The organism is Microcoleus sp. T3_B1 (assembly GCF_036700445.1).
In the GTDB taxonomy this organism is placed as follows: domain Bacteria; phylum Cyanobacteriota; class Cyanobacteriia; order Cyanobacteriales; family Microcoleaceae; genus Microcoleus.
In genome coordinates, this window is record NZ_JAUBOX010000131.1 from 1 (window position 1) to 3,476 (window position 3,476).

The 3,476-nt window shown below is 45.5% G+C and carries 2 protein-coding genes and 1 pseudogene; 2 read left to right on the plus strand and 1 reads right to left on the minus strand.

Features of this window, described 5'->3' with window-relative positions; all coding sequences use genetic code 11:
• The first annotated feature begins 198 nt into the window (after positions 1 to 198).
• Both QT990_RS33930 and QT990_RS33935 read left to right on the plus strand, forming a co-directional pair.
• The gene (locus tag QT990_RS33930; protein ID WP_333466306.1) at positions 199 to 600 is read left to right on the plus strand and encodes a plasmid mobilization protein; all 402 of its coding nucleotides are present in this window, start codon (positions 199 to 201) and stop codon (positions 598 to 600) included.
• A 50-nt stretch (positions 601 to 650) separates the two neighbouring features.
• Positions 651 to 2,315: a relaxase/mobilization nuclease domain-containing protein gene (locus QT990_RS33935; RefSeq protein ID WP_333466307.1), complete on the plus strand. Its 1,665-nt coding sequence runs from the start codon at positions 651 to 653 to the stop codon at positions 2,313 to 2,315.
• Between the two features lie 435 nt (positions 2,316 to 2,750).
• On the opposite strand, the pseudogene QT990_RS33940 reads toward QT990_RS33935, so the two are convergent.
• A pseudogene (locus tag QT990_RS33940) lies at positions 2,751 to 3,476 on the minus strand (hypothetical protein); the annotation flags it as partial.

Genomic DNA, 3,476 nt, shown 5'->3' on the forward strand with positions numbered 1-3,476 from the left:
TTTAGTAGGCATTGACTTTTTATAAATATCATCATATTATACTATGCAATATGCGTTTTAGATGCTGAACAGCTTACCTTAATAAACTGTCTAAATAGCCCTCTCCAATTGGGGGAGATAAAATCACCTGACTAGCGGTTTTTAATTACAGTTATTAACTTGTATCTTGGCTCATAGTGTGATTCCTGATTAAAAGCTATGAAAACTTTACTGAAAGTAAGACCCAGAGAGCGGCTATCAAACCATATCCACATTCGCCTAACAGACTCGGATTATAGCCAAATTCAAACATTAGCGAACCAAGTAAATTTGAGTATGAGCGACTTCATGCGTCGTGCAGCTTTGAAAAGAGCCATGCCACGCCCTCTAGCTGCATTTGACTTGAAAGCCTATCAAGTTTTGTGCCAAATTAATGCCCAACTTATAATTGCCGGAAACAATATTAATCAGATTGCTAAAGCTTGCAATAGTGCTGTGATATTAGGAGAACCCGTTATTGTCAATAGAGGACTCTTAGAAAGCGTACAGCACCTCATTCAACAAAACCAAACTGCTATTAAAACAATAGTTGCAAACCTTGCCAATTCTACAGTCCGCTAATTTTTAACCAGCCTGAGCAATTGATGTAATAAACCTACTGCGAAACGGTTATGATTGGCAAACAAATCAAAGGTACAGGCTTTCGGGGCTGTCTAAACTACGTGCTGGGCAAAAAAGACGCCACTCTAATTGGCGGTACTATGTGCGGACAGACTCCTGAAGAACTCGCTGCTGAATTTGGCATCGCCCGACAACTAAGACCTAACCTGAAAGTAGCAGTTTTTCACGCCACTTTATCTGTTGCAAGCACCGAAAAACTAGAAGATTCTGAAGAAAATGACCAACGCTGGCTGGCAATCGCAGCCAACTACATGAAAGCGATGGAATTTGACAACAACCAGTACGCAGTTGTCAAGCACAGCGATACAGAACACGACCACATTCACATCGTCGCCAGTCGCATTTGCCTAGATGGAGGCGTTGTTGACGATAGCTGGGACTATTACAAAAGCCAAGAAACTATTCGCCAGCTCGAACGGAGTTACAACCTGGAAACTGTTACACCCAGTTGGGAAACAGACAAGCGAGCTCAGACTACAGGAGAACACAGGCAATTAAAAAACAAGGGAAACAAGAGCGTCAGGGTGCAATTGCAAGACCTAATTGATGAAGTTACCCAAGACAACCCAAGTATGCCAGAATTCGTTGAGCAGTTGCAGCAACAAAGCGTAGAGGTACAAGTCGGATTGACTCGAACTGGAATCGGCTTCAGTAAAGGCATTTCTTACAATTTAGATGGAGTCGCTTTAAGTGGCACTCAGTTGGGTAAAGCCTACACTTTTTCTGGATTGCAGAAGCATCGAGGCGTTAGCTATGACAAAGGGCGAGATAACGCCCTAATTGAGGCTTTAATGCAGCCACAACAGTTAGCTATCGCCCCCAGTGAGGCAGAGGAAAATGAGTTAGATTCGTCACCATTTGAGTTAGGAGCAACCCTATCTGCAACAGCAAATGAGTTAGAGTTGTCACAATCTGAGCTAGAAACAACCGCACCTGCAATTCCTGCAACAGCAAATGAGTTAGAGATGTCACAATCAGAGCTAGCAGCAACTGCACCTGTAACTCCTCCAACAGCAAAGGAGTTAGGGTTACAACTGTCAATCCTGCCTGAAAGGAATGAAACTCAGTGGCAAAAAGTGCGCTCGCATCTAGCAGTCGAGTACAGTTTACCTTTTGAATTGCTTGATTTATTACACTCTCATTCTTGGTTGTATGCCAACTCAGAAAAAGCTGTCTTTACAGGACGGACGCTTGAGGGGGAAGCCAGCTTCGCTTTTGTTCTCGATGAAAGAGGCAACTTTACTACAACCGATTGTTTGCCATCTGAAGCTGCTTTCTGGGTAGCCACTACCGGAGAAATTGAGCGAGCTGTGATTGCCTGTAACCCAATAGAAGCCCTTTCAATTTTGCTTATTGAACAGGAAAATAATCAGGATAACTCTACAACAACACCACCCACAATTTACCTAGGAATTGAACGAGCTTCACAACTGCCTGCACAATTCTTACAAGAACTCGATAGCGTTATTATAGCGCTCTCAGAAAATTATCAGCTCGCTCGAAATGCGATCTCGCTACTACCGAATGCAGAAATTGTCAGTCCACAGTCAAGTTGGAATGATATCTGGATACAATTAATTGAACAAGAACAGCCAACTCATAAACAAAATCACCAACAGCATAAACAGCACATTCAAGACATTGAACTGGATTAGCTTTTACAGCTTTAAAAATTGATACGACTTACGCAACTGAGAAATTTTTAGACTATCGGACACTCGGCAGACATAGCAATCGCCGTCGATGTGCCTTGCCCCAGGACCAGCCACACAGGTGAATGAACTTATCACCCTCCGAATCCCGACTTCAATCCTATAGCCCACATTCCGCACCCTGAACTGTCACACTACGAATTTTCGGAGTTTGGCTAAATCGAACTGGCGAGCGCAAGTCCAATTTCCCACTTGTGTGTATAAAAAATGATTAATTGGGTTCACAAAATTCCGCCAAAACCGATTGTGACAGTCGAGGGTGCGGAAAGTGGGTTTGAGTGTGCAGAATTTACGTCTGATAGGCTAACCAAACCCCACAAACCGCATCAAAAGGTAAGTGGGGCTTTTTCTACTCTGTCAGAACTAAGCCAAAAGGCTCTAACGCCGCTGCTGCATCAGCTCACCTATCCGCTCCCTCACTAAAGCATCCTCCCCTTCGAGCCAAGCGGTGATTGTGGCAGCCTCGTAGCGAGTCCCCGGTGCATTCCATCCGTACATTTGTGTAAGCAAGTTTTGGAGCTGTTCGGGGTAGTATTCGGGCCACCAAATCAGGGCAATATCTCGTATCTTTTCGGCATCCTCTGGCGCGATTTGTGCGAGCTCCGGTTCCGCTAATTCCTCTGCTGGCACGGGTTCGGGCGCTAGTTGCTCCGGTTCCGGTTCGGGGGGATTGTCGCCCAGTGCGCTCGGCTTCGGCGACCGCTCAGAGATTGTCGGTTGCTCTGAATTTTTGGCTAAAGAGGTGAACTTGATCCGCTCTTCTTCTGTCAGCGCCGCCCAAATCTTCTCTCGGTTTGCAGCTCCTTTTCCACAGACTTCTTTGAGCGCTGGCAGAATGTCGGCGGCCGCTTGCCGTGCCGATTCGGGGTCAGGCTCTGCCAGCGCCAATCGAATCATTTGCAGCAAGTCGAGTTCGTCTTCGTTCAATTCTGAATGCTGACCTGAATGCTGACCTGAATGTAGGCTTTGTGTAGGCTGAATGTCTTGCTCTGTATGGCTCGTGTATACCGTGTAAACTTTGGGTGAGGGTAAGACTTCCACAACCTCAGCATCAGTATTCACCTGGTTAAGAGAAGTTGATGTTGTGCCGCCATCAGTTTCGAG

What these genes read in the sequence shown, in the direction of transcription:
- QT990_RS33930 (WP_333466306.1), top strand. Translation starts at nt 199, where the DNA reads ATGAAAACTTTACTGAAAGTAAGACCCAGAGAGCGGCTATCAAACCAT.
- QT990_RS33935 (WP_333466307.1), top strand. Translation starts at nt 651, where the DNA reads ATGATTGGCAAACAAATCAAAGGTACAGGCTTTCGGGGCTGTCTAAAC.